This window comes from Campylobacter sp. RM16187 (genome assembly GCF_025319965.1).
In the GTDB taxonomy this organism is placed as follows: domain Bacteria; phylum Campylobacterota; class Campylobacteria; order Campylobacterales; family Campylobacteraceae; genus Campylobacter_A.
The window spans coordinates 1,681,705-1,703,693 of sequence record NZ_CP012549.1; the positions used below are offsets into that span (position 1 = coordinate 1,681,705).

At 33.5% G+C, this 21,989-nt stretch carries 33 protein-coding genes; 20 read left to right on the forward strand and 13 right to left on the reverse strand.

Features of this window, described 5'->3' with window-relative positions:
* Positions 1-81: 81 nt before the first annotated feature.
* The 11 genes from CDOMF_RS08935 to CDOMF_RS08985 all read right to left on the reverse strand — a co-directional run bounded on the left by CDOMF_RS08935 (position 82) and on the right by CDOMF_RS08985 (position 9,223).
* Positions 82-1,647, reverse strand: coding sequence for a relaxase/mobilization nuclease domain-containing protein (locus CDOMF_RS08935; protein ID WP_260951632.1), 1,566 nt, complete (start codon positions 1,645-1,647; stop codon positions 82-84).
* Positions 1,648-1,669: 22 nt separating this feature from the next.
* Positions 1,670-1,969 carry a MobC family plasmid mobilization relaxosome protein gene (locus tag CDOMF_RS08940; protein WP_260951633.1) on the reverse strand — a complete coding sequence of 100 codons (300 nt, stop codon included), beginning with the start codon at positions 1,967-1,969 and terminating at the stop codon, positions 1,670-1,672.
* Entirely contained in the window at positions 1,966-2,169 is a 204-nt protein-coding gene (locus CDOMF_RS08945; RefSeq protein ID WP_260951634.1) for a helix-turn-helix domain-containing protein, read from the reverse strand. The genes CDOMF_RS08940 and CDOMF_RS08945 overlap by 4 nt, the downstream gene beginning before the upstream one ends.
* 93 nt (positions 2,170-2,262) lie before the next feature.
* A complete protein-coding gene (locus CDOMF_RS08950; protein ID WP_260951635.1) occupies positions 2,263-2,988 on the reverse strand; it encodes a hypothetical protein in 726 nt (241 codons plus the stop codon).
* A complete protein-coding gene (locus CDOMF_RS08955; RefSeq protein WP_260951636.1) occupies positions 2,981-4,111 on the reverse strand; it encodes a tyrosine-type recombinase/integrase in 1,131 nt (376 codons plus the stop codon). Before CDOMF_RS08955 ends, CDOMF_RS08950 begins: the two co-directional genes overlap by 8 nt.
* Before the next feature lie 8 nt (positions 4,112-4,119).
* The gene (locus CDOMF_RS08960) at positions 4,120-5,301 is read right to left on the reverse strand and encodes an ATP-binding protein (RefSeq protein ID WP_260951637.1); all 1,182 of its coding nucleotides are present in this window, start codon (positions 5,299-5,301) and stop codon (positions 4,120-4,122) included.
* 806 nt (positions 5,302-6,107) lie between these two features.
* Positions 6,108-6,827 carry a hypothetical protein gene (locus CDOMF_RS08965; protein WP_260951638.1) on the reverse strand — a complete coding sequence of 240 codons (720 nt, stop codon included), beginning with the start codon at positions 6,825-6,827 and terminating at the stop codon, positions 6,108-6,110.
* Entirely contained in the window at positions 6,815-7,762 is a 948-nt protein-coding gene (locus tag CDOMF_RS08970) for a cyclic GMP-AMP synthase DncV-like nucleotidyltransferase (protein ID WP_260951639.1), read from the reverse strand. The genes CDOMF_RS08965 and CDOMF_RS08970 overlap by 13 nt, the downstream gene beginning before the upstream one ends.
* An 11-nt stretch (positions 7,763-7,773) precedes the next feature.
* Positions 7,774-8,706: a patatin-like phospholipase family protein gene (locus CDOMF_RS08975; RefSeq protein ID WP_260951640.1), complete on the reverse strand. Its 933-nt coding sequence runs from the start codon at positions 8,704-8,706 to the stop codon at positions 7,774-7,776.
* 11 nt (positions 8,707-8,717) lie between these two features.
* Complete coding sequence (locus CDOMF_RS08980) at positions 8,718-9,002, reverse strand: helix-turn-helix domain-containing protein (RefSeq protein ID WP_260951641.1); 285 nt, start codon at positions 9,000-9,002, stop codon at positions 8,718-8,720.
* Entirely contained in the window at positions 8,999-9,223 is a 225-nt protein-coding gene (locus tag CDOMF_RS08985) for a type II toxin-antitoxin system RelE/ParE family toxin (RefSeq protein ID WP_260951642.1), read from the reverse strand. Before CDOMF_RS08985 ends, CDOMF_RS08980 begins: the two co-directional genes overlap by 4 nt.
* Positions 9,224-10,157: 934 nt before the next feature.
* Here CDOMF_RS08985 and petP point away from each other — a divergent pair.
* The 9 genes from petP (at position 10,158) to CDOMF_RS09030 (ending at position 15,063) form a co-directional block, all read left to right on the forward strand.
* Positions 10,158-10,301, forward strand: coding sequence for a cytochrome b6-f complex subunit PetP (gene petP, locus CDOMF_RS08990; protein WP_260951643.1), 144 nt, complete (start codon positions 10,158-10,160; stop codon positions 10,299-10,301).
* Positions 10,291-11,400, forward strand: coding sequence for a tyrosine-type recombinase/integrase (locus CDOMF_RS08995; protein ID WP_260951644.1), 1,110 nt, complete (start codon positions 10,291-10,293; stop codon positions 11,398-11,400). Before petP ends, CDOMF_RS08995 begins: the two co-directional genes overlap by 11 nt.
* 10 nt (positions 11,401-11,410) lie before the next feature.
* Positions 11,411-12,199 carry a hypothetical protein gene (locus CDOMF_RS09000; RefSeq protein WP_260951645.1) on the forward strand — a complete coding sequence of 263 codons (789 nt, stop codon included), beginning with the start codon at positions 11,411-11,413 and terminating at the stop codon, positions 12,197-12,199.
* 141 nt (positions 12,200-12,340) lie between these two features.
* Entirely contained in the window at positions 12,341-12,529 is a 189-nt protein-coding gene (locus CDOMF_RS09005) for a helix-turn-helix transcriptional regulator (protein ID WP_170020669.1), read from the forward strand.
* Positions 12,530-12,638: 109 nt separating this feature from the next.
* Positions 12,639-12,980 carry a hypothetical protein gene (locus tag CDOMF_RS09010; protein ID WP_260951646.1) on the forward strand — a complete coding sequence of 114 codons (342 nt, stop codon included), beginning with the start codon at positions 12,639-12,641 and terminating at the stop codon, positions 12,978-12,980.
* A gap of 47 nt (positions 12,981-13,027) precedes the next feature.
* The gene (locus CDOMF_RS09015) at positions 13,028-13,213 is read left to right on the forward strand and encodes a hypothetical protein (RefSeq protein WP_260951647.1); all 186 of its coding nucleotides are present in this window, start codon (positions 13,028-13,030) and stop codon (positions 13,211-13,213) included.
* The gene (locus CDOMF_RS09020) at positions 13,203-13,331 is read left to right on the forward strand and encodes a hypothetical protein (RefSeq protein ID WP_260951648.1); all 129 of its coding nucleotides are present in this window, start codon (positions 13,203-13,205) and stop codon (positions 13,329-13,331) included. The genes CDOMF_RS09015 and CDOMF_RS09020 overlap by 11 nt, the downstream gene beginning before the upstream one ends.
* A gap of 93 nt (positions 13,332-13,424) precedes the next feature.
* Entirely contained in the window at positions 13,425-14,258 is an 834-nt protein-coding gene (locus CDOMF_RS09025) for a phage antirepressor KilAC domain-containing protein (RefSeq protein WP_260951649.1), read from the forward strand.
* Between the two features lie 58 nt (positions 14,259-14,316).
* On the forward strand, positions 14,317-15,063 hold the full coding sequence (locus CDOMF_RS09030) for an aspartate carbamoyltransferase (protein WP_260951650.1): 747 nt from the start codon (positions 14,317-14,319) through the stop codon (positions 15,061-15,063).
* Positions 15,064-15,765: 702 nt separating this feature from the next.
* Here CDOMF_RS09030 and CDOMF_RS09035 read toward each other — a convergent pair.
* On the reverse strand, positions 15,766-15,954 hold the full coding sequence (locus CDOMF_RS09035; protein ID WP_260951651.1) for a hypothetical protein: 189 nt from the start codon (positions 15,952-15,954) through the stop codon (positions 15,766-15,768).
* Positions 15,955-16,401: 447 nt separating this feature from the next.
* On the opposite strand from CDOMF_RS09035, the gene CDOMF_RS09040 reads away from it, so the two are divergent.
* Both CDOMF_RS09040 and CDOMF_RS09045 read left to right on the forward strand, forming a co-directional pair.
* Entirely contained in the window at positions 16,402-16,653 is a 252-nt protein-coding gene (locus CDOMF_RS09040; RefSeq protein WP_260951653.1) for a type II toxin-antitoxin system prevent-host-death family antitoxin, read from the forward strand.
* Entirely contained in the window at positions 16,643-16,933 is a 291-nt protein-coding gene (locus CDOMF_RS09045) for a type II toxin-antitoxin system RelE family toxin (RefSeq protein ID WP_260951655.1), read from the forward strand. Before CDOMF_RS09040 ends, CDOMF_RS09045 begins: the two co-directional genes overlap by 11 nt.
* A gap of 20 nt (positions 16,934-16,953) precedes the next feature.
* On the opposite strand, the gene CDOMF_RS09050 is transcribed toward CDOMF_RS09045, so the two are convergent.
* Positions 16,954-17,169, reverse strand: a complete 216-nt coding sequence (locus CDOMF_RS09050) for a helix-turn-helix domain-containing protein (RefSeq protein WP_260951656.1) — start codon at positions 17,167-17,169, stop codon at positions 16,954-16,956.
* Between the two features lie 158 nt (positions 17,170-17,327).
* Here CDOMF_RS09050 and CDOMF_RS09055 point away from each other — a divergent pair, with 158 nt between their 5' ends.
* The 9 genes from CDOMF_RS09055 to CDOMF_RS09095 all read left to right on the forward strand — a co-directional run bounded on the left by CDOMF_RS09055 (position 17,328) and on the right by CDOMF_RS09095 (position 21,988).
* Complete coding sequence (locus CDOMF_RS09055; RefSeq protein ID WP_260951657.1) at positions 17,328-17,723, forward strand: hypothetical protein; 396 nt, start codon at positions 17,328-17,330, stop codon at positions 17,721-17,723.
* A 3-nt stretch (positions 17,724-17,726) separates the two neighbouring features.
* A complete protein-coding gene (locus tag CDOMF_RS09060; protein ID WP_170020688.1) occupies positions 17,727-18,014 on the forward strand; it encodes a hypothetical protein in 288 nt (95 codons plus the stop codon).
* Positions 18,015-18,120: 106 nt separating this feature from the next.
* Positions 18,121-18,492 carry a hypothetical protein gene (locus tag CDOMF_RS09065; RefSeq protein WP_260951658.1) on the forward strand — a complete coding sequence of 124 codons (372 nt, stop codon included), beginning with the start codon at positions 18,121-18,123 and terminating at the stop codon, positions 18,490-18,492.
* 460 nt (positions 18,493-18,952) lie between these two features.
* Positions 18,953-19,156 carry a hypothetical protein gene (locus tag CDOMF_RS09070; protein WP_260951659.1) on the forward strand — a complete coding sequence of 68 codons (204 nt, stop codon included), beginning with the start codon at positions 18,953-18,955 and terminating at the stop codon, positions 19,154-19,156.
* Positions 19,157-19,234: 78 nt separating this feature from the next.
* Positions 19,235-19,471, forward strand: coding sequence for a hypothetical protein (locus tag CDOMF_RS09075; RefSeq protein WP_170020696.1), 237 nt, complete (start codon positions 19,235-19,237; stop codon positions 19,469-19,471).
* Positions 19,455-19,733: a type II toxin-antitoxin system RelE/ParE family toxin gene (locus CDOMF_RS09080; RefSeq protein WP_260951660.1), complete on the forward strand. Its 279-nt coding sequence runs from the start codon at positions 19,455-19,457 to the stop codon at positions 19,731-19,733. Before CDOMF_RS09075 ends, CDOMF_RS09080 begins: the two co-directional genes overlap by 17 nt.
* Positions 19,734-20,687: 954 nt before the next feature.
* Complete coding sequence (locus CDOMF_RS09085; RefSeq protein ID WP_260951661.1) at positions 20,688-20,819, forward strand: hypothetical protein; 132 nt, start codon at positions 20,688-20,690, stop codon at positions 20,817-20,819.
* Positions 20,809-21,450, forward strand: a complete 642-nt coding sequence (locus CDOMF_RS09090; RefSeq protein WP_260951662.1) for a hypothetical protein — start codon at positions 20,809-20,811, stop codon at positions 21,448-21,450. The genes CDOMF_RS09085 and CDOMF_RS09090 overlap by 11 nt, the downstream gene beginning before the upstream one ends.
* Positions 21,440-21,988: an adenylate/guanylate cyclase domain-containing protein gene (locus CDOMF_RS09095; protein ID WP_260951663.1), complete on the forward strand. Its 549-nt coding sequence runs from the start codon at positions 21,440-21,442 to the stop codon at positions 21,986-21,988. Before CDOMF_RS09090 ends, CDOMF_RS09095 begins: the two co-directional genes overlap by 11 nt.
* The last annotated feature ends 1 nt before the right edge of the window (position 21,989 follow it).

Sequence of the window (21,989 nt, forward strand, 5' to 3'; positions counted from 1 at the left end):
TTTGCTCCTTTGATTTAAATTATGATGGAAATTTAGCATAAGGTGGCGACAGGTTGTGTCGCACAAGTAGTATCTGAGCAATTAACCCATTCCCATATCGCCGCCGACCCCGATATCTTTAATCTCTCTCCTTTTTATCTTATTTACGTCTATCTTCGTATCTTCAGGAATACGGCTTAGTACATATCTTCTAGCGACTTCTTCAAATTCTCTAGTTGCGTTTTGTATTTCTCTTGTAAAAACGTCTGACTTTCTGACTCTTTCTGCAAGTTTGTTAATTGTATTTGCACATTCTCTAATTCTTGAGATAAAGAGTTTGTATTGTTTGTTAATTGCATTTGCAATTTGGCTAATTCGTCGTTTAACGAGTCGTATTCCGTCGATAGTTGCTTTAATAGCATTATCCAATCTTGCTCTTTCTTCTCTTTTTCTTTTAATTGCGTTAACAATAGCTGCTCCAGTAAAGTCATTGTCGAATACCCTTTCATTAAAAATAGTGTGCTTATGATTTATTGCTCGCCATCTATATTCTGCTTTATATACATCTTCATATTCTGATTTTCTTGGATTAAATCGTTCTTTTGTAGATATAGCCTCCATGCGTATATCGATACCAAGATCGCTGCTATCGTCAAGATCGCCGATAGTATTTTGAATGTATCTGCTTCGCTTCGGCACTCTGCCAACCTGTATTTCAAGCCATTGAGTGCGTTTTTGTATTTGTTTGTCAAGCTCTCTTTTGAGTCTTGCAAGCTCTTGATCTCGCCTTGAGAGGTTTTGTTTGAATTTGATAATTCTAAAATCTCTTGATTCTTTTGATTTAAGATAGTCTGCAAATATAAAACTTCGTCCTGAAGCGTCGATATTCGTTTGTTCATCTGCTCTATTTCTAAATTCCGTTGCTCTTGTTTTAGCTTTACCTCGGAGTTGCTCCAAGCTCTCAAAGTCTCTAAATTCTTCACTAAACATATCTCCTTTAAATCTTTTTGCTTTTTTGCTATTTGGTAATTTGACCGATATATAGTCTTTGCCGATTCTAGTTATATCTATGTCGCTACTTTTTAAAGCATTCAAGATGTCGTCTCTGCAAGTAAATTCTTGATTTATAAATTTATCGGTCAATATTTTTTCTAACTCGATGTAGTCTTTGATGGCACCAATCTCTTTTCTTGAGCCTTGAAGCATATGAGCTTTGGCGGGGTCTTTTGGATCGGTAAACCCGAATTTTAAATTTACGTAGTTTTGCCAGGTATCGATTAGCGGCCTATCTACCTTATCGTAATATGGATTGAAGGCCATGCTACTTTCTATATCGATTTTAGGGATAGCGAAATTTAACTCAAGCCGACCCTTGTCCACATGCTGCACCCAAAGGATGTTGAATCTCTCTTTGTATCTTCCGAGTAGCAATGTCTCAAATTCGTCTATTATTTTTCGTTTGGTATCTAAATCAATGTCAGATTCCTCAAAACTCAAACAACCTATACAGAGTTTTTGTTTTTTAGTTATGTTGGATACTATCTGCCTGGTAACCGCTTCGCTACCTTTTAAAACAAACGCCGTTTTATCTTTTATTCGATGGTTTAAGAGATAGTTGATGCCAGCGATACTACCGCCGTTTTTATTTTTAAAGAATTTTACTAGCATACTTAACCTCTTAGATTTGCTTTCATCGTATTAAGTCGTCTAATTTTTTATTGACATCAATTATTTGCCTTAAAACAACACCATCTATGGCCTTGCCTATATTTACATGCTTCGCGATTTGATTTAGGTTGTTGCCTATTTTTACCACCTGAACTACTAAACTTTGATCAAATTTATGGATAGGAGGCCTGGCATTTGACATAATATGTCTAATATAGGCGGATACCTTAAGACCAGCTAAAGACGCATTGAGCTCAAGTTTTTCTTTTTCGCTGTCACTAAAGCGAACAGATACTTTATGGGGAAACTTTCTATGATTCACAATAGTGCCTCCTTGCTTTCAACGGTATGTTTTTCAAACCACCGATCCAGCTTGTATCTATCATATCTTATTATTCTATTTATCTTCACATGCGGGATTATCCCCCTCATACGATATTGCGCCTGGGTATTTACGGCTATCCCATATTCTTCCGCAACATCTTTTGGGCTCAACCAACGTTTTATAATATTATCATTCATAAAATACTCCTTATATTTTTGGGATGATAATATAAAAAATATCGGCAGAAAAGTTACAAAAACGATTAATAAAAATAGAAAATTTGTAATTTTTTAAAAAACTATTATAGGATTAAAATTTTCATAATTATCCAATGTATGCTTTATGCTCTCATCTATGCTTACAAGAAAAGTATTTCTAGAAATTTTTGTGTCCAGCTTCATGTTTCGAAAGCTATTTATTTGTGATAAATTTTTATTTACGAGTTTCTTGTATTTATTATATGTCCTACTCAAATACATTTTGTCTATTTCTGTACAAATTCCATATTCTTGCAAATTTAATATAGAATCTACAAATTTTTTGTAGTCTTTATTGGTATCATATAAAATATCATTGGTTTTTGTTAAAATATAAAAGAATAGATTTTTAGATAGTTCTTCCAAATCATCTTCATAATAATTTTTCATTGCAATAGTATTGCGTATCGTGTCGGCAAAGAATCCCTTTTTGCCCATAAGCTCCTTTTCTCTTTTTAGTTCCTTACTATATTCTATTATATCGCCATCAAAATCTTTAAAAAACTCCATCATCCCAACCAATGCTTTATTTTCAACATAGCTACTGTCGTCTATAAAGTAGTAATTTTCAAAGAAATCAATAAGCATAGGCCTAGAACATTCTATTACCTCTCTTGTATAAAAAGCAGCATTTAAGAATTTGATCCCATCAAAACTTGCTTCACAAATTTCCATGGTCATGTTAATTCTTATAAGGTCAATAGCCCTATCCGAATCGCTGGTAAAAACAGCTCCATCTATTATAATCTTTTTATTCATCTATACCCTCCAACATCTCAAGAGCCTTACAGCTATTTATATAGGTATCGTAAGTTACGTAATTTTTATATGTAACACCATCTCTTTTGTGAGTTAAATGATCTTTAATAATGTCACTATTCGCACCAAGCTCTTCAAGCGCGGAACCACTTATATGCCTAGTGCCGTGTAACTTAAAATCATCAAAACCTACAAATTTGTCTAGTCTCATCTTTTGCCTATCAGTATTTTTAATAGTTTCGCCCGTTTTTGGGCTTGCAAATACTAGACTTCTTCTATCCGCAGGTATTTGCATTATCGCCTCTTTTACAAGAAAAGGAAGCGGCTTTTTATAGTCGTTTCCATTTTTAGTATCTATTAAATAATATACGTTATTTTCTAGATCGACATTTTCCCATTTTAAGCCAACAACTTCTCCTTTTCGTCTACCATACAAACAAAACAAGAAAAATCCTCTCCAAAACGGATCGTCCTTATAGAGCTCCAAAATAGCCGTTTTTAGCTTATAAAATTTACCGACCGCATCTTTTACTATCGTTTTTCTAGTCGTTTTAGCTATTTTAGTTAGCAGAGCGCAAGGATTTACCGCTATCAGCTGATTGCGAAGCGCTATGTCAAACATCTCGCCTAAAATTCGCCTTGTATTATCATATGCTGTGCGCTTTGATAATACCTGCACTTTTCCTATTGTTTTATTAAATTTTCCATCGTGCATTAGATTATGGATAACATTGTCTATTTGGGCAGCTATAACGTCTACTACGATCTCTTTGCCGATACCGTCTTGCAAATATGTCTCATAAAAAGCGATGTCGCTAGCGACGGACTTTTTGTTGATATCTTTTTTGCCTTTCCACAGCTCAAACAAATCATTAACCTTAGTGGTATCTTTAAATTTCAGCCCCTTTACCTGCTTAGTTACGCCATCTAGCCACTTGACGAGTTCTTTTTTGGCTTCATTTTTGTATTCTCTCTTGCCCCATCCGCTACGAGTATCTAGCGTAAGCACTTTTGTGAAGTATTTGCTGCCGATAACCTTTCTTAGCAAAAAGACGTTTGGTTTTTCTTTATGCATGAACAAGCAAGTTTCAACTTTTTTATAATCAAGTTTATTAATAGCCATTTTAGCGCCTAATACAACAATCCAAATAGCCAAAGCGGTATCTTATTGCCACTTCCTGCCTCTATTTCATCAGCAGCTATATATGAGTTTGAGATATCCTTTATCTGCTCAAAGCCCTTATTTTTACCGCCCACTTCAAATATAAATTTATCATCTACTATAAAGTCACCTTGTTTTGGGATATTTAGCCTATGTTTTACCTTTAGTTGATTAGCAAAAAAAGTCTCTCTTATGGTGCCCGCCTTACAATCATCGCCGTAAGCGTAAATTAAATTTGTATTATTCATATATATTTTTGCCGGCTTTACTAGTTTGCTAAGTCCCCTACTTTGCTCATCTATCATATTTACCAGCCTTGCATCGTTTAAATAGACGATATAATCATATAGTTTAGCTCTACTTATCTCGGCAAGAGCTGCGATTTTAGTGTAATTAACTTCAAACGGCTCGCTTTGGCAAACCACTTCAAGCAGTTTTTTGAGCTTATATGTGTATTTTTGCTCAACTAGCCCCAGGGACGTTAGATCTACGTCTATGCTTAGATTAATCGTATTTAGTAAGCTCTCGTAGTATGAGCTTTGCTTATTGAAGTAAAATGGATAGTAGCCAAATTTAAGATATTTTTTAAATTGACCTAGCTTTATTTTTAGATCATTTGCGATTACTTGATGCTCTTTTAGTATGGTTTCTAGGCTAAATTTATCTATCGTCATACCGCTTTCAAGCTCTAAAAACTCTCTAAAACTAAGCCCCTCTAAGCTAAATACGCTAACTCTACGAGATAAATCGCTTTTTGCATTTAGTATGCTGACTGCCGATGAACCGGTAAAAATCACATTTAAAGGGCTCATATCATATATAGTTTTTAGATGTGCAGCAAAATCTTCATATTTATGCACTTCATCTAGCAACAGATATTCGCCGCCGCTATCTACAAACTCAAAGGCAAGTTCGCTAAGACTGGTAGAGCCTAAAAATGGATAATCAAGACTTATGTATAGAGCCTTTTTGTTTTGAGATTTTAATTTAATCAGCTTTTGAAATAGCATTGTTGTCTTACCGGTACCACGAGCCCCTACTATACCGATAAGCTTTTCGTTAAAATTGATTTCATTGTATAAATAACGCCTGTATGTCGTATTAAAATTTTTAAGAAATCTTTCTTGATACTGTTCTATTAAATTTAACATTTTTATCCCTTTATGTAATTGTCTATAAACGTAGACGATATTAAGACATGATAGCATGAAAATTTTAAATTGTCAACGTCTATGAACGATTATACTGTCATATAGTATTTTATTTAAATTTTATCTTCGTAATTTTCATTTTATCAAAGTCGCCTGTGGTGTATCTCGTGCTTATTTCAATGGTCTTTGCAGTCAGCCAAGTTGCCTTAAAATATATATTTCTTCTGTAAAACCAGGCTTTTATATTCTATAAAATTTCGTGAGTAATTCTTGGCAGAAAAGTAGCTATAAAGCATTGAAGATACTCCTTTGCCTATCATTATCTACAGTATCATATATTTACTTGTATTGTAATCCTGAAATATTTAGGATTACAATACAATAATGTTATACTTGTGAGTTTAATTACTATGTTGATTAGTCCTAATAAAAAGTAGAATCTTATTTGATCTTTATCTTCTGCAATAAGGCCACTTTTATTTTTCTGGTAAGTTGAGCCAATGCAGTGGCCTCTTCATCCTAAGATTACGATAAGTCTATGAGATAAACCTTTAGAATCTATAAAAATATATTTTAAATTTATGGTTATTTAACCATAAAAGATCATTGCTTCTTAAAAACAGTTGGTCTAGAGTATAAGCTTATCCATTAATCATGTAATGCAATACAGTTATATTATAAAAAGATACGGAATAAAACACGAGCATGATTGGTTTAAAAACATGAACTATTTCTTTATTGTAAATAGCTATATGCATTTACACTGCACTGCATACTAAAACGGTATTTTTTATTTTTATAAAAAACTAATGATTACAAGCAAACATTAACCTAAAATCATTCAATAGAGATTGTTTGATCTTTTTAACACCACGCCATGCTTGATAATGGCACTTTCTCATTTTATTCTTTTTAAATTTATTTTTGCAACAAAAGCAACCACTCTGTCTACATATGGCAATAATATCTCTAAAATTTACTTCTCTATTATATTTTATTATTTTGTACATGCTCCTAAAGTCTAAATTTTCCTCAGCTATAAATTCCAACAATCCAAGCACGCCATGAGAATACTCTCCCCAAGGTGCCCTACCGTATTTATTATAGAAACTAACCCAATACAAATATGGTTCCAGTAAATTTGTAAAAAATTCTTGTATATTAAAAACACCATTTGTAAAAAACGATTTTTCTTTCGGATATACTGTTAAACAAAATGAACCGTCACTATTTATATGAAGTTCATCTAGGTTTTTGTTTATGGCTTTTGCAATATTTATTATCTTATTATCTGAATTAATCACTTTTGGAAGTATTGATGGGCTGTATATTTTTAAAAAAATGGTAATAGAAAAATTATCAACTATTTTTATGTCATTATATAATCTATAAAAACAAATTTTACCAGCTATCCTATCTTTTAAAATTTCAAGGTCAGGATAATTTTTATACAACCACTCTTTTTCGGTATCGCAAAGCACCAATTCTTTTTCTAGGCCACAAGATTGCAAAACTATATCCGCCATGGCTTACTTGGAGTTGATATAATTGTTGAGCAAGATAAATTCTTAATACATTCATCAAAAAAATCACTATTAAAAAATTTTCCCCATATCATCAATGCCTTCTTTTTATCCTTTGTTAATTCCAATTCCGATAAATACTCATCAAACAAAGCTCGCAACTTATCGTATAAATTTTCTACTCTTCTTTTATGCTTATCGCTATTTGCTATTTCTTTTGAATTTAGAGGATTTAAAATAGATTTATTATATTGCAGCCTATTTTTTATTTTTTTAAGAGTCTCATAAAGTGATTGATCGTCACGAGCTTTTATGGGCACATAACATTCTACTGCCAATATTGTCAAAATTAGCCCACTAGGCATATCCCAGGTATTCCTACTAATAGACCAAAATTTTAAAAACCTAACTATTCTTCTAAGTTGTCTTCCATTGCTATCGTCTGGGCTTTTTCTTATAACGGCATTATTAAACCACTCAACAATTTCTTCAGGATTTGATTCTTCCCAATCAGAACTTGCCAATTCTTGCCTATCATCCTTTTTTCTATATATAGCCATATCAACATGATGTCCTTCGCTATAATACACACGAACACAATTTTTTAGTACCTCTGGTGCTTTTTGAAATCTATCATCTTGTATCGCCCTATAAACCATATCTTTGATATCTTTCGAAGTCATATTTCCTATTTTTGAGTTATCAAAGACAACGCCTACATCTATGTCGTAATCATTATTAACATGTTGAACTATTGTCTTCATGGAATACGACCCCTGACTTATCGTATCGTTATAAGCAGGACTATTATTGTTCCGCAAACCATTCTTTAGCCTATCTAAATTTATATCTCTATACTTTCCAAGAGTATTCCACAAGTTACCAAGCCTTACTTTTTCGTTGTAGAATTTATTTAACTCGCTGTTGCAATCGACCATTTTACATCCTTTTACAATAATTTTTTAATTATCCAATTAGTATCACTACCATCTAAACTAGAAAAATTTAATAAGTTATTTATATCTTTAGCGTCATCCAACCTCATCTTCATTTTTAGTTGAGGATTAATCCTTTTATAACCGTTTTCATAACCTATCTGCTTCATAAAAGTTTTGGTTTGAAATTCTGCTAACTCAGATTGAGTATTGAGTAAAATTTCTACCAGTGGAGCATTTGGCAATAGCCATTTTATTATAGTATTTTTTAAACTATTAGGGTTATATGGAAGCATTGAAAACTTACCGGTTCCTACCGAAAGCAATGTTATTCCGCTAGTACCTATATCATTATCACAAAACGAAAGCGCATCAGAGAGTGCTATTAAGGATGGATTATTGGCAACTATGCCACCATCTATTAAATTTGTAGAGTGCTTTAAATCCATCTCTACCTCAAAATAGGTTGGAGCAGAGACTGAAGCCAAAATCGCACTATATAGCTTCTCGTCTGATCTAGAAATATTTGAATCATTATATTTTGATTTATATAGTCTCGGTTCCATTCTTACAATATCTACAGCAGTTACAAGTAAATGCGTTTTTACATCTTCAAATGTAAGTTCACCGAAGTATTCCTTGGCTTTTTGCTTAAGGATATCTTTTTTATATTTAGTTCCAGGTGTGAAGAAAAATCTTTTTGTTTTTTTTGAAAAAATTTCAGGAATATCCTTTTGGTATAAAGCTTTTATGTCGTCTGCTCTTTTGCCGATTGCCAATAAGCCAGCAATTATTGCACCGGTTGACGTTCCAGCAATTAAGTCAAAGTATTCACCCAGTGATTTTTTTGATTCATCTTTGGTATTTAAAATTTTTTCTATATTTTCTAATATGCAAGCCGTTAGAAAACCCCTAACTCCACCACCGTCTAATGTTAATATTTTCATGGCAGCTTTCCCTAACGAACAAAATTTACATCAAGCCTATATCCTGCAGCATTTGCATAGGCATTTAAAGTAGAGATTGTTGGTGAAATTTTAGAGTTTAGGCTCTCTAATCTTGAGATGTTGCTTTTACTAGTATTCATTCTACTAGCCATCTCCTCTTGCGTCAAATTTGCGGCTTTTCTAATCTTTATAAGCTTTAGTTTTAACTCAAACTCAATCTCCAGCCTATCGTATTCTTTTTTTACCTCGCTTCTTTTTAGAGCTTTTTCTTTAAAGTCCTCAAATGTTGGTCTCATTTTATCTCCTTTGCTCTTTGCATAATGATCTTCATATCTTTTTTAGGGATAGCGTCTGATTTTTTAATCAACGTATGCAAAATCGCTATTTCTCTATTTATGACGTTTACAAAGACACTTCTTGCAATACCTCCTTTGCCTTTTGTCCTAAACTCAAATAGCCCGTTTCCAAGAGGAGCACTATGTGGTATGCCCAAATTTAGTCCAACCTCTTTTGCCATTTCAAGTATACGAAGTAAGCCAAAATGGTATCTGGTAAAGACATTTTCTTTTCCTCAACACTCTTGCCATAAAGTGTAATTTTCCATAATTGCTCCCTTGTGTTGGCTATATTATCATATTTGATAACTTATTGTCAAATTTCATGTTAGTACTATATTGTAGATATCTAATCATGTTGCCTCTTTTTTAACTGTCGCAATATCTCGTTAGTCATCTGACTCGACAGCTCTTCCGCTTAACTAAACAATACATAAATTTAAAATATATTAATCTAAAAAACATAAACATACAGATTTAAAATCTGCATGTCGAAATAAAACACGCAGATCTTTAATTTTTAAATGGGTACCATATTGGGTGCCATCTATTTAGACATTTTTAACAATTATAATAAACTTATATAAAACTTGGAAAAGCGTATTTTAGGGATTTATAAATCAAAATAAATCTTAAGAAATGCTTAGTAGTTCGATTCTGCCTCTAACCACCATCTACTATTTTTTACAATCTAAAGCACTCTAACAAAACCCATAAAATACGGACTTTAAGAGATTTTAACCATCTAAAACAATCTAAACTAAACAGGCAAAGCTAAAGATTTAAAAACATTTTAAAAATATTTTTGGCAAAATTCTAAAAGTCAAGCGAAAAAATATTTTTAAAACTCATAAAACGCCCTATTCATCGGGTTTACAAAGCACTCTAAAAAATGTTTTAAAACGCTTGAAACGCCTAAAATAGGTATTTTGAAAGCTTAAAAAATATTCTAAATGAGAAAAATATTTTTAAACCTCATCAAACTCCGTATTTTAGGCACTTAACGAGCATAAGACAGCGATTTTTAAAATATTTTTGACGGGTAATTTGATCCGATAAATTGAAAAAATATTTTTAAATCGTCTCAAATAACGTATTTTAGGGAGTTATGGCGATATGTCAAGAATAGTAAAGCCCCTTACCGATAAGCAGATAAGAGAAGCCAAGCCTAAGGACAAAGATTACAAGCTTACAGACGGCGACGGCTTAGGGCTAATCGTAAGCAAGACAGGGCGCAAACGCTGGGTATTTGCTTATTAGTCCAGACACGGGCAAACCAAACAATACGGGGCTAGGCAATTACCCTGCTTTATCATTGGCGGAAGCTAGAGAAAAGCGAACCGAGCTTAAAAAGCTGGTAATGAGCGGAGCAGACCCGATAACCGACAAGAAGCGCGCCAAAGCTCAAAGAATAAGCGATCATAACTGTAGCTTTGAAAAAGTCTTTAATGAGTGGCTGGAGCTAGAAGCTAAGAGCATATTGCCACAGACGCTAAAGACAAAGCGAGGGCGCATAGAAAATCACGTAATGCCGATACTAAAAGACAGAGGCATAAAAAGCATAACTCACGCCGAAATAGCGGTAATACTCAAAGAAGTATCAAAGGCAACCCCACAGACTGCCGAGATAATCAATCAAATTTTAAACCGCGTCTTTTTATTTGCCGTATCAAGTGGCTACACTGATATTAATATTATGGGCAATATTGACGCTAAGTCAATCATACCCAAAACAAAGGTGGAGCATTACGCCAAATTGACCGAGCGTGAGGACTTAAAAGCCTTTTTTAACTCTATTTACGACTACCCACATTTTGAGACGATTAAAAACGCGATGAAGCTATGCCTACACTTACCGCTAAGGGCTGCGCCGTTATCGCGCCTAAAATGGAAATATTTTGATCTTGAAAAAAGAATTTTAACAATACCGAGAGCCGAGCAAAAAATCAAACGTAGCGAAATAGGCGATTTTAAATTGCCGTTAAGCGATGAGGTTATGCGAATACTCCAAGATCAAGCCAGACTAAGCAGAGCATACGAATACATTTTTATTAACTCACACTTTAAAGACTGCATTCACAAAGACACGGCCACAAATGCGATTAAGGGCTTTGATTTTAGAGATAGACAGACGGGGCGGGTGGTAACGCTCCATAGCTTACGGGGTATTTTTATGACGCAAGCGTTTAATAATATGCAAAAGCACAAAGTAAGCAAAGAAGCTATTAAAAAAGTGCTTGATCATCTACACGGCGATAGAGTGGACTTAAGCTATTCAGAAAAAGCCGACTTTTTAGACGAGCTTAAAATCCTGCTTGACTGGTGGAGCGATTACATATTAGACATAAAATATAATTAAGGGGGTTGGCGTGGAGAAAATACCAAAACAAGATTCAGAAAAATTTTTTCAATATTTTATGAAAAATGCACAATTGTATAGGCTTATAAATCTCGGTGAGATAGTGCTATTGGCCAAAAAGGCAAAAAAAGACAAGTTGTCAACAGCCTTTGTTGAAGCGTTTAAAATAGTTGATATTGACACATACGACGGGCAAAAAGTCAAGCCTTTTATTAATATGAATTTTGTGCACCAAGGGCTATTATTAAGAGAGCTTGAATTTTTAGATGATTTTAATCTCTACGAGTGTGATGAAATAGAATTATTGATGTTTTGTGTTTATGCACACGTTGCAATTAGTCAATACATAAAAGCGGTTAATTTTATTAAAATTCGTGGCAATGCAAAAAAGAACAATAGAAAAATTTTGCCTTTACAAAAGCGTTTGAACCAAATGGAAAAACACGCCAAAAAGCTAATAGAGCTGGAATTTGACTTATTGTATTTAGAGAAAGATGCTGCTGAAGAAATGAGACGATTAGCAATAGCTTATAAAAAATGCCAAATACCATTTAACCACTATTCGAAAGAAAAGATCATAAACGCAACAACTTGCCTTAGAATAGCAATAGTATCGGAAATGATTTATTTGCAGGATATGCTTGCTTTTTCTTTAACTGATACAATAGAGGATTTTATCAATAATTTTACTGAAGCTTGCTCAACCATAAATAAAAAAGCAAATCACGCAAAGCTACAAGAAAATATAAAAGCATTACAAACTACTATAAAATCAATAATAGATGCATACATTATATAAAAAACCTTATAAGGAAATAAATAAGGTTTTTTATTAACCCACTCTTGAAAAAGGTGATATTTTACCCCTAGTTTTTATTTAATATCTTCATTAAAATTAGTCTAGTTTTGCAAAACTAATACACATATTAAAGGCTAAACGATGAAGCAAACCGAACTAAAACCAAAATACTTAAGAGCGTCGCAAATCGCACAGATTTACGGCATAGGATTAAGCACAGTGTGGTATTTTGCTAAACAAGGCTTTTTAAGACCTATCAAATTTAGCAAAAATATTACCTTTTTTGACCCCTCCGAAGTAGAGGCGTTTTTTATGAGAAAGGGCGCGTAATATGGCTAGGTTTAAAGACGAAGCCGAAGCTGGATTATACGGGCAATTTCACGCATATTTACAGCTAAAGCACCCAGATATTTTAAAATAGCACTAGAAAGCGGAACGAGTGATCTACACAAAGGAGTTGATCAGGGTAAAGGTAGCCTTTGATTTATTTCAGGCTTACACGGAAGCTTTTAAGGGCAAATTTGCAAAAACTGCGGCTAAACTAGCCGATACCGACGAGGAAGTGCGCGAGCAATATGCGAGAATGTTAAAAGAGTGCTACCCTCACATATTCGAGGAAACGCTAAACAGTGGCAATATGAAAACCGCAGATTTTAGCGGAGTAGCTTTTAACTTATTCTTAGCGTTAGTAGAGCAAGGCAAACAGCTCCAAAGCCTACAAGATGAGAATAAAAGGATAATTGAGACCTTTTTTATTCAAAGGAGCGCACATAATGAATAAGTTAAATTTTACCTAGCAAAGCGTGCTTTAGTGCAGGCGATGAGGTTATGATCAAAGCTTTTAAAAGGCATTTGCATACCTACAAAGTGGCAAACCTAGACGGAGCCGATCAATCTTTGCTGGACTGTGCTTTTGATTTATTTCACATAGTGCAGAAACAGCGAGAAAGCATTAAGACCCTAGAGGTTAAAGCAGGCACAAGAGAGCCGAAAAAGGAAAAAGATGAGAAATAGTAGACATAAAAAGACACTGTTAAAAATAATGCTAGATCAAGGGCGCGTAACGGCTGGACAAAAAAACTTAGGCATAAGTAACGCTAATCAGTATTTAGGCGAACTTAAACGCGAGTGAGTGATTAAAGACATACAAGCTAACGGGGAGCGTTTTAAATGGTGGTATATCGTCGATTTTGACAAAGCCAGAAAGAGAATAGGAGCTTAAAAAATGAGCGCAATAGTAGCATTTAACAATCTAAATTTAGAGGTTATTGAGTATCAAGACACTTGGGCTTTATCAGACAGACAAGTGGCTCAAGGTTTTGGCGTAACTCAAAACGCAATACAGCAACAAAGAACCAAAGGAGCGACCGAATACATAAAGGGAGTGCATTATTATTACAAAGATATGTATAACGACGGTAAAGGCGGACTAGCAGACACCCCAGTGGGATCTACTAGGGTGTATCAAAAGCCTCAAAAAATGGTATTTTGGACTAAAAAAGGAGTTATTACTCTTGGATTTAAATTGACCGAAACGCCACAGACGATTTTATTCAGAGATTGGGCTAGTGATTACATACTAAACGGACAAAACAACCCTGCAAGCATTCAAGACGTCTTAGCAGACCCGCGAGCGGTAGCCAAAATTCTTTTAGACTACGCCGACACACAAGATAAAAACAAATATCTCGAAGCTAAAATAAAAGCCGATGAGCCTTACGTAGATTACGGGCGAACGGTAGAGGCTACTGACGGGTGCATTTTAATAGGAACATACGCTAAAACGCTTTGCAACCAACATCAGGGCATAAATACAGGGAGAACGCGTATTTTTCAAATAATGCGAGAGTTGAAAATTTTGCAATCAAACAACGAGCCTTATCAAGAATATTTAGATAAAGACTATCTGCGCTACATTCCGTGCGTATACAAAAAGCCAAACGGCGAAAAAGTTCAGGGGTTTACTCCGATGATAACACCCAAAGGACAAGTAAGGCTAACCGAGAAAATAATCGGGGCGATAAAAGCTAAAAATATGCCCCGTGAAGTCAAAATTTAAGCAAAATTTTAAGGGCGGTTAGTGTCAAGCGACCGCCCTTAATTGTGGATTCTTAAACGTGGAAATATTACCCTACATTAACAAAATCTTAGCTGAAACTCCAGAGGTAAAAATCGATACTATTCGAGCCAGCTTTTTTAAAAATGCAATTGCACAAAAGCACTTTAGTAAGCTTGATATTTTAAAAAGCATAGCCAAAAATCACGGGCTAAAATGGCGCAAAATGCAAGACAAAAAAGAGATTAAGATCGTGAGCCGTTATGAATTTAGAGGACTGAAAATCATCAATATTTACGAACTAGAGGATATGAGCATATTTTACGCCACTACAAAAAGCCTAAATAACTGCGATAAAAAAGCCGTTATTGAGTTTTACGGGCTAAGGCAATACCATAAACCAGCCCCGCCACTTGACCTCATCACAGAGCTCTTAAGTGCAGTTAATAATGTTTCTAATATTGATTTATGTTTTGATAGCCAAAAGCCTTTTAATTTGGAAGCATTTGAAATACAAACCTACCAAAACACACACTACATAAAAAACGAGCTTGGCGTGCTTGAACGCGTATATTTTTATGATAAAGCTCTAAAAAATAATCTCAATTTGCCACTGTATCGCGTAGAAGCTACCACGCCGATTATCGATTTTAATAAACCAGCTCCATTAAGCAAATTTGATCGTCTTGATCTGCAATTACGCCGAGCCGTGAACGACTTCAAAGAGATAATTACCCTAGCTACTCTTGAAAAGCCTACAAACGCCTCTTACAAAGCGAACAACAATAAAAGAGAGCTAAGGGCATAATCCCTATTTGACCTCATCGCTTTTTATTCATTTTGTCTAATTTAAACTGAAAAAACAGATAAAAACCTTAAGCCGTTTTTTGCACCTCTCATTTACTTTAAGTTTTCATAAAAACGGTATAGGAAGCAAAACTAACTTATATAGTAAACGAGAGCAAAAAAGCCAAAATTTGCCACCACTAAAAATAACCGCCAGCTACTACGCTTTAGGGCTTTGCGCTATGTTGCAAACAGAGCCAAAAAAATGCACTTTAAGAAATCAAGCCCCTTAGTGTATACCCTACTCATTTACTTTCCCTCTATCAAAATCCTATCCTTTTTAATAATCAACCCTCTCTAACCTTAAACCATACTCCCGCATTTTTTCAAAAAAACAGCCCAACCCAAAATAAAAGCTACAATCAAAATAAAAGTAGTAAAAACCAGCCTCTACAATCAACAAAAAGACATCAAGCAATACAAAAAAAGGCTAAAAGCTCTCTACGGGCTTTATTTTGCGTTTAAAAGGCATAGTGGTATTTTTAGTAGATTTTTTAACCGATAAAAGATGAATTGTTAAGAAAATGAGAGAGTTTTAACTTAATAATGAAGTCTTAAGCTCCGTTAGCCCTTTTGTGCTTTTTATTGTCTTGAACTAGCCAATATCCGAACAAGGTGCCTATTACCGCTAAAGCTATCGCTATGTATCCTAAAATATCCATATTTAATCCTTTGTTTCTATTTCTTGAGCTATCAGTATAAATATACCAAGCAAATATAAGCCCAAAACTATCATAATAACAGACGATACTACACTCTTATATTCAAGGGCTTTTTTTAAAATACCGCCTGCAATCATTGCTACGCTGATATTCATAAAAGCGTTTATGCTTAGCTCTTGCCACTTTCTCATTATTAACCTTTAATCCGAATACTACAACACTTAAAATTAAAGCAAAATTAATCTAATGACATCTTATGAAGTCTAATGACATCAAAGCCACAAGATCAAACCAGCACAAATTTACCCTATTTTTAAAGGCAAATATCGAGTTTGTGATAGTTTGGTAGTTAGATCAAATAATAAGCCAAAAAGATAAAAGCTACCTGACTTTAACTTAGACAGCTAGACGAGCAAAAGAGAGCCGATATTTAACGAACGATAGAATTATACCTTTAAAGGCTAAAATGGCTTAGAGGGCTTTATTATGCTATTTGATATGAGGTAGTGTCATTTTTAATATGGGGGCGTAGCTACTACGAATGGCGGTTATTTGATTGCAAGTGGTTAGGTTAAGCGGGATATTTAAGTAGGCTTTTATACTCTATTTAGTATTATTTTTGGCATTAAAGGAAAAAAATGCAAACAATTCAAGCAAATGTTACAGCTAGCATTAGCGAGTTAAAGAAATCGCCTGCACAAGTTATTAAGCAAGCGGGCGACGAAGTAGTAGCCATATTAAGCCATAATGTGCCGAGTGCTTATTTAGTGCCGAGTGCAGTATATGAGGGTATGGTTGAGATGATGGAGGATTATAAACTTATCAAAGAGGTAAAAACAGCATTAAACAGCAAAGAAAAGCCGATAAAAGTAAAATTTGATGAGCTATGAATTGGAGTTTTTGCCAAGTGCCTTAAAAGAGTGGCAAAAGCTAGATAACAACATAAAGGCACAATTTAAAAAGAAATTATCCGCTAGACTTGCAAACCCAAGAGTAGCAAAAGACAAACTACACGGATTTGACGACATCTACAAAATAAAACTCAAAGACGCAGGCTATCGCCTAGCCTATCAAGTAAAAGACAAAGAAATAATAATTCTTGTCTTAGTGGTAGGCAAAAGAGAAAATAACCAAGTATATAACACGCTAAAAGAGAGAGTTAAAAAGTGAGTGATGAGGTTAAAAGGCTACTAGCTTTTATTTTCAAATTTGGCAAACATTTCAGCCATTTTGTCAAAATTCTCAGCTTTAGCCCATTTTTCAAGTATTAAATCAACATATTTCGGGAAATCTTGAACTGAACCCCAAGCGTTAACAGTTGTGTAGCTAAGCCCTAGTTTGTCAGCAAATTCTCTTTTAGTGATGCCGATCTCTTTAAGTCTAATTTTGAATGTTTGTAAGTCCATTTTACCTCTTTATTAATTTTATCATCATAATTATATTATTTTTAATACATAAAAGCAATATTCATATTGAAAACAATACTAAATTAAGTTTTGTATAATATTAAAAATAATATAATTCAATTCATTAAAGTATTAAAATCAACATCAAAGGAGCAACAATGAAAATCACAACATCAGGGCTACAAGCCATTAAGGCAGATTATGCCGAATATGCTATCCAACTAAATGACAGAAGCGATGAGGTAAGCGAACAAAAGCTTTATGAGATAGGTTACTTGGCTTATTACAGCTACAGACAAACGAAAGGAGATTGCGAAAGAATAAGTCAAGGTTTAGGAATGTATAGAGTAAAGGCAGAAACAGCCGAAAAGAGAGCCGAAGCACTGCAAGAGGACAATATCAGGCTTTATCAACTTATCGGGCGAGAAACCGATAAAAATAAACAGCTACAAGACAAGCTGGATAATCTGCAATCGGCTCTTTTATTATTTAGAGAGGGCGACATTAACCAAGATGAACTAATTGAAACTTTACTAATAGAAAGCGAGGATTGAGAGATGAAAGCAAATGAAATTTTAAACGAAGTTGGCAGAGAGTTATCGGACACAGAGCAGGAGTTTTTAAAACTTTTGTCTAATTATGAGAGTAAGGATAACAAAGACGGGGAAACAAGCTTTGATATGCTTAACTGTGCATTTGATTTGTTTTGGGCTATGAAAAATTTTACTACTAATATGTCCGAAAAATCTAAAGTTGCCATAAAAGCTTTATTTGTGTTATGTAATGAAAAAATACAAGCCGAAATATTAAAAGAGCTAAATGAAATAGCAAGAAAAAGGAAATAAAATGACCTATCAAGAGTTTAAATTTTATCAATCAATCATAGGCAGCCAAGAGGGCTTAACAATCAAAGACTTTATTATTTTTGTAAATTCATTTAAAGGATAAGCGATGAGTAGAGAGCATTTTTATCAGACAAGCAAGGAAATTTTAGAAGCTAATAATAAAGGGCTAGATAGTCCGGCACTAGCAAAGGCTAGACATATCAAAGCAAGAGCAGAGCAAGGCGATAACACACCATTTGAGGCAGTCTTTATTAGAGCCAAGCGGTTTATTGATGAACTAGAGGCACAAAAAGAGCTTTTAAAGCTAAATGAAAAAGAAGTTGTAAAAGCCTCAACCAGTGAAGAAGAAGCAGAGCGATTTAATGAAGCTTTTAATAGTCAGTGCGACATTCTCAGAGATAGAATAAAAGATTTTGTTTCTAATATGTTTGGCTATGACCTAAACGAGATGGAATACACATACAATAAAGCTGAATAGGTTTAACAAAGGGCGTATTTACTACCGATAAAGAGTAAAAATGCGCTCTTGATTAAGCCTAATTTGTAAGAAATGACCCTAACGGCTTTGTAGATAAGGGAAGCGTCAGCATAAGGGCGATAATCTTATGCTTGGTATCAGCCGAGCATTTAGCATTTCAGGCGGTTTTTAATAAAGCTAAAATGCTAAAAATAAGTTTGCAGACTTTGGAATATAAATAATTATGCAATTTGACAAAAATACACGCTTAAGGTATAATTCAGCTTTATAAGCTGAAACCTTGCCAAAGTGTGGAAAAATTTTAAAAATTTGAGTGAGAATTTTCTTTCGGGGCTCTGCCGACCCCTGCAAACCCTACTAACTACAAAGGACCCGAAAGGCTAAAATGATTGAGCTAATAACCTTGATTATCTTTATTTGGGCTATCTCTAGTATTGTTGTTTCTTTAACTTGGAGATAAATGCCACGTATAATAATCCAGACTAGCGCATACAATATCAAAAAAATAAAAGAGTTTGTTACTGAATTAAAAGGCAAATCGGTAATCAATGAAAATAACGAACTACAAAAAGCTTTAAAACTTCAACGAGAATGCAATAAAAGACTAAGAGCAAGAATAAGAGAAGCATACGCGATAATTAACAAAAAAACTAATCATCAATAATACATTCAAGAAAAAATCAGGCTAATAATTTCATAAGCCTTTAGCGGTTAGAATATGACAAACGACAAAGGGGCTAGTATGAATACTCTAACACTCACAACTGATAATAGCGACTTCATAGCAAAAGCCAAAGAGGTATTATTAACCCTAGCCAAGTGCGATAATGTCAAAATAAGCTTAGATGATGACCCTTTATCGGCTGAATATGAAAAAAGAGCAGATGAAGCTTTAAGAGGTATCGGGCTTATTAATGAAACAGAAGCTTTGAGTATTGCAAGCAAGATCAAGAGCGGAACTTATGCAGGTAAAATTTAAAGAGCGTTTCTTTGATGAACTTAATACAATAAGCGACTTTATCAAGCTTGACAGCGAAGCAAGAGCGATTAATTTCGTTGATGAGCTTATGGATAGGTGCTTTGGATTAAAAGAGCTGCCAAACGCACACAGACCAAGCCAAAAAGTCAAGTGTGATAATGCAAGAGATTTAATCTTTAAAGGCTATGTTATTCCATACCTGATAAACAATGATGAGATTTTGATATTAGGCATTTACAAAGCTAATAAATGGGAAGCGTGAAACTAAAAAATGATAAGGTTTCACATTTGAACCTTAATTAAGTTTCGAGCTAAAAAAGTTGTGAAACATATCAAATCTTAAACCAAAACACCTACTTTAAGCTTACGAAACTTAAAAAACAAGTTTGCTTAAATTAAAAATCACGTATTTTAGGATATTCCAAATACTTTGTATTGAAAATTGGAGTTTTCATTACCATATTTTCAGACTTTAAAAACTTAACCGTCAATAAAATATTTTAAAAATATTTTTTACACTTTTTACAAGACAAATAACGAATTTTCAGGCTTTATAATAATATCGTCAAGTCGCCTCTAACCACCATTTCTTTTAAAATCCTTATTTTATCGGTATTTTTAAACTTTAAGGTTTGACTAGGTGCCATCTTGGGTGCCATATATAAAATTGAATTAAAATTAAATTTTTTACTTTTGTTTTGAATTATTTTATAGTTTTTCTAAAATTTAGTAAAATTTTCAAACAAAATCTAACTACCAAAATATTGGCATTTAAAAATAAACAAAATTAAATAAACCAGCTTTTCACTATACCAAAAATTTAAAAAGCTGAATTCAAATTTACATTGAAATATCCTGCACATCTAAAAGCAAAATTAATATTTGGCTAATACTTACTTAGCAAGCTCAGACGAGCTTGCTGTAAGGTCTTGTGCCAGACGGGCTAAAAGCAGGCAAAGTTTGATTAATATTTATCAAAAACTACACCTGCTTTTATTGCAACAAAAAATAAATAAAATATTAACATATTCGCTAGTGCGAGATTTATTTTTGTTGCAAATAGCTATGTTTTTCACAACATAGCTAAAAATATTAATTTGTTATAAAACAATCATTTTTGTGCAGAACAGTAACAAAATTTTCTTATTTAATAAAAAATTAGACAAATACTTAAAATTTTTTTTATCTCATTTGTATATCCAACAGAGAAGTAAAAATGAGAGTTGATAAAATAAAAAGTATAGATGAAGCTTTGGTATTATGCAAAAAAACAAAGGATTTTAGACTTTCAGTTAAGAAATTTAGTAACGATAAAGATATTTTAAAACTTTATACTCTTGTGGCTTGATAATTCAAAATGCGTTCTTGACTGCTTAAATATTATTAGCCATTTATCTGTTTTTGATACTGATTTTATATGCGAAATTTTTAATAAAGTCCAAACTTTTGAAAACGCAAATGACTACAAGATAATGATTTGTTGCTATTTGTCAAGATTTGCCAGCTTGGATGAGCGACTCTTAAGGCTTTATTTTTACTGGCTTGACTCATTAGGCAGTATAGGCGAACAGTATATTTTATTAGCTATCCATTTTGTTGATGATATAAAGCTAAGGTATGAGCTTATTGATATTTGGCTTTTTAAAGCAAATATTTCATACGTCTTAAAGATAATAGACAGATGCTGTTGGTTTAAATTTGGATCAAAAAGCTTTTATAAAAAAGCCCTTTTAACAGCATTGAGAGAGGCAAATACACCAAATGACTTTGCTAAAATCAAGCATCGAATAGAAAACTTGAATAAAAAAATGGGCTTTAAATTTTCAAAAATATATAAAATTTGCTCTCAAAAATCTATAAATGCAGATAAGCTAGTATATGAGAACTATACCTTGTATTATGGACTTAACCATAGTAGGGTCTATGCTCATTTTTGGGATTTTGTATATTTAATCAAGGGGATAAAAAATGGTCTTTGATGAACTTAAAAAATGTATCCAAAATACTGATAAAAAGGAACTTAGTAAGCAACTAGGCTATGTAAGAGAAGTAAATTTTAGTAGAGCTTTGTTTAACTTGGAGCGTGCTAGTAGCTTAGATAACTTTTTTGGTCATGGACACTTTGACTGGTGTCATAGTTCAAAGACGTTGATTTTAGAGATTGGAAAGTTTTTTGGGCTTGATATTTTGAGTGATTTAGATGCATCTAGCAAGCTTAGAGAAGAAAAAGAGGCAAACAATATCACAGTTAAAATTTTAACAGATTTTAAAGCCAAAAATGAGCCGATATTAGAGTTAAAGATGCTTACAGACCTTCAATATATTAGCCTTTATACGCTAATTGATGAGCTTTGTTTTAAAACCAAGAATGAAAAGCTAAGAATAATTGGCAAATTTTTAGCAAATCATACCAAAGCCAAGCCAAGATTACCTGTTTTTGGTAGAATTGTGAGATATGAGGTTGAAATTTCGGGCGAGAGTTTTGTGTTTGATATATTCGGAAAGGTTAAGCCCTAAA

What these genes read in the sequence shown, in the direction of transcription:
- CDOMF_RS08935 (WP_260951632.1), bottom strand. Translation starts at nt 1,647, where the DNA reads ATGCTAGTAAAATTCTTTAAAAATAAAAACGGCGGTAGTATCGCTGGC.
- CDOMF_RS08945 (WP_260951634.1), bottom strand. Translation starts at nt 2,169, where the DNA reads ATGAATGATAATATTATAAAACGTTGGTTGAGCCCAAAAGATGTTGCG.
- CDOMF_RS08950 (WP_260951635.1), bottom strand. Translation starts at nt 2,988, where the DNA reads ATGAATAAAAAGATTATAATAGATGGAGCTGTTTTTACCAGCGATTCG.
- CDOMF_RS08955 (WP_260951636.1), bottom strand. Translation starts at nt 4,111, where the DNA reads ATGGCTATTAATAAACTTGATTATAAAAAAGTTGAAACTTGCTTGTTC.
- CDOMF_RS08960 (WP_260951637.1), bottom strand. Translation starts at nt 5,301, where the DNA reads ATGTTAAATTTAATAGAACAGTATCAAGAAAGATTTCTTAAAAATTTT.
- CDOMF_RS08965 (WP_260951638.1), bottom strand. Translation starts at nt 6,827, where the DNA reads ATGGCGGATATAGTTTTGCAATCTTGTGGCCTAGAAAAAGAATTGGTG.
- CDOMF_RS08970 (WP_260951639.1), bottom strand. Translation starts at nt 7,762, where the DNA reads ATGGTCGATTGCAACAGCGAGTTAAATAAATTCTACAACGAAAAAGTA.
- CDOMF_RS08975 (WP_260951640.1), bottom strand. Translation starts at nt 8,706, where the DNA reads ATGAAAATATTAACATTAGACGGTGGTGGAGTTAGGGGTTTTCTAACG.
- CDOMF_RS08980 (WP_260951641.1), bottom strand. Translation starts at nt 9,002, where the DNA reads ATGAGACCAACATTTGAGGACTTTAAAGAAAAAGCTCTAAAAAGAAGC.
- CDOMF_RS08985 (WP_260951642.1), bottom strand. Translation starts at nt 9,223, where the DNA reads ATGGCAAAAGAGGTTGGACTAAATTTGGGCATACCACATAGTGCTCCT.
- petP (WP_260951643.1), top strand. Translation starts at nt 10,158, where the DNA reads ATGTCAAGAATAGTAAAGCCCCTTACCGATAAGCAGATAAGAGAAGCC.
- CDOMF_RS09005 (WP_170020669.1), top strand. Translation starts at nt 12,341, where the DNA reads ATGAAGCAAACCGAACTAAAACCAAAATACTTAAGAGCGTCGCAAATC.
- CDOMF_RS09015 (WP_260951647.1), top strand. Translation starts at nt 13,028, where the DNA reads ATGATCAAAGCTTTTAAAAGGCATTTGCATACCTACAAAGTGGCAAAC.
- CDOMF_RS09020 (WP_260951648.1), top strand. Translation starts at nt 13,203, where the DNA reads ATGAGAAATAGTAGACATAAAAAGACACTGTTAAAAATAATGCTAGAT.
- CDOMF_RS09025 (WP_260951649.1), top strand. Translation starts at nt 13,425, where the DNA reads ATGAGCGCAATAGTAGCATTTAACAATCTAAATTTAGAGGTTATTGAG.
- CDOMF_RS09035 (WP_260951651.1), bottom strand. Translation starts at nt 15,954, where the DNA reads ATGAGAAAGTGGCAAGAGCTAAGCATAAACGCTTTTATGAATATCAGC.
- CDOMF_RS09040 (WP_260951653.1), top strand. Translation starts at nt 16,402, where the DNA reads ATGCAAACAATTCAAGCAAATGTTACAGCTAGCATTAGCGAGTTAAAG.
- CDOMF_RS09045 (WP_260951655.1), top strand. Translation starts at nt 16,643, where the DNA reads ATGAGCTATGAATTGGAGTTTTTGCCAAGTGCCTTAAAAGAGTGGCAA.
- CDOMF_RS09050 (WP_260951656.1), bottom strand. Translation starts at nt 17,169, where the DNA reads ATGGACTTACAAACATTCAAAATTAGACTTAAAGAGATCGGCATCACT.
- CDOMF_RS09055 (WP_260951657.1), top strand. Translation starts at nt 17,328, where the DNA reads ATGAAAATCACAACATCAGGGCTACAAGCCATTAAGGCAGATTATGCC.
- CDOMF_RS09060 (WP_170020688.1), top strand. Translation starts at nt 17,727, where the DNA reads ATGAAAGCAAATGAAATTTTAAACGAAGTTGGCAGAGAGTTATCGGAC.
- CDOMF_RS09065 (WP_260951658.1), top strand. Translation starts at nt 18,121, where the DNA reads ATGAGTAGAGAGCATTTTTATCAGACAAGCAAGGAAATTTTAGAAGCT.
- CDOMF_RS09070 (WP_260951659.1), top strand. Translation starts at nt 18,953, where the DNA reads ATGCCACGTATAATAATCCAGACTAGCGCATACAATATCAAAAAAATA.
- CDOMF_RS09075 (WP_170020696.1), top strand. Translation starts at nt 19,235, where the DNA reads ATGAATACTCTAACACTCACAACTGATAATAGCGACTTCATAGCAAAA.
- CDOMF_RS09080 (WP_260951660.1), top strand. Translation starts at nt 19,455, where the DNA reads ATGCAGGTAAAATTTAAAGAGCGTTTCTTTGATGAACTTAATACAATA.
- CDOMF_RS09085 (WP_260951661.1), top strand. Translation starts at nt 20,688, where the DNA reads ATGAGAGTTGATAAAATAAAAAGTATAGATGAAGCTTTGGTATTATGC.
- CDOMF_RS09095 (WP_260951663.1), top strand. Translation starts at nt 21,440, where the DNA reads ATGGTCTTTGATGAACTTAAAAAATGTATCCAAAATACTGATAAAAAG.